The organism is Streptococcus sp. 2741, from assembly GCF_013276315.1.
GTDB lineage: Bacteria > Bacillota > Bacilli > Lactobacillales > Streptococcaceae > Streptococcus > Streptococcus pseudopneumoniae.
In genome coordinates, this window is record NZ_VMKU01000102.1 from 1 (window position 1) to 1368 (window position 1368).

At 35.5% G+C, this 1368-nt stretch carries 2 pseudogenes; both read right to left on the reverse strand.

The annotated features are described in order from the left end of the window. Window positions 1-15: 15 nt before the first annotated feature. Window positions 16-657: pseudogene (locus HT671_RS09045) on the reverse strand (IS30 family transposase); the annotation flags it as partial. A 443-nt stretch (window positions 658-1100) separates the two neighbouring features. Further along, a pseudogene (locus tag HT671_RS09050) lies at window positions 1101-1208 on the reverse strand (IS5/IS1182 family transposase); the annotation flags it as partial. Window positions 1209-1368: the final 160 nt, after the last annotated feature.

The following is a 1368-nucleotide window of genomic DNA, read 5'->3' on the forward strand; positions in this document are numbered from 1 at the left end:
TCACGGGTGGTTATGACTTGGAATCAATCGGATAATTTGATGCCTAGTCCTTCGATCAGTTAAGACCAGTAAACAATAATTTTTCACCCTTGTAAGCAGAACCGTATCAATCTCATAATGCCCATTCTCCAATCGCAGATTGATAGCTTCAGGACGCTGTTCGATAGATTGACCAGGGGGTTTAAAATTGGTGCTAGCTTGTTTCTTAACAGATTTTCCTTTTCTAGGATAGAGCAGATCCTGTTTTGACAATCCTAATTTTCCATGATGGATCCAGTAGTAGATGGTAGAAATTCCCACGTTAACGCCCTTAGCCTTGACCATCATTTCAGGCGAAAATTTTTGGTTATGTTGGTTATGATAGTGGAGAATCTTTTCCTTCAGCTCCTTGTTCAATCTTGATTTCTTGACCGAGCGCTTGCGATTATTTTCATAAGACTGTTGAGCATAGTCGGCAGAATAAACCTCTTTAAAGCGTCCTTTTCCAAGACATTGTCGGACTGTCCCACGCTTGATTTCAGTATGGATAGTTTGAGGAGCTTTTCCAAGTAAAGAGGCGATTTCTCTATTTGATTTCCCTTCCTTTTTTCATCGTTCGATTAAGCGACGGCTATCGATTGTCAAATGTTTGGCTTTTGTAGTATAATGGTTTTGCATCTCTGTGCCTTTCTTGTGTTTGTGATTGAACAACAAGTATAACACAGAGGTGTTTTCTTATGCCTAGAAGAGCTTTCATTTGACAAGAGGAACCCTTGAAGCAGTTTTGTCAGCTAAACCAAGGCTAATCTTAGCCTTGGCTTGTCAGCCTAACAGCATCAAGCCTCTTATCAAATGAAATCGAGTGCTAGCTATCAGCTAGTTGAACCATCTAATTTTTAGGAGGGCTGGGTGGCTAACTTCATTATAGAACTTTCAGAGATAGATAAAATTTTATCATTTTATATATTTTTTGTCAATTCATTTTTCAGACAATTAATTTTTTTGTGAATTTTTAAAAAATTGACCAAATTAAAATAATTAAAATAATAACTGAAAAATAGATTCTAAAGATAACTATCAGGATAAATTTCTAAAGTTAAGACATTATACTTCCTGCAAAACTAGAATCCTAGTTCATGATTGATAATACCAGCAATCAAATTCATTCGTAATCCGAAGTGTTTACGATGATTTCGATAGGTTGTTGAAGATATTTTAAACGTTTTCATAGTGAAATGAAATAAGAACAGGACAAATCAATCAAGACAGTCAAATCGATTTCTAACAATGTTTTAGAAGTAGAGGTGTACTATTCTAGTTTCAATCTACTATACTTTGTCAAAAATATTCTCAACCTTGATTCTCTCCTTAGATAGCGCATGGTTACAG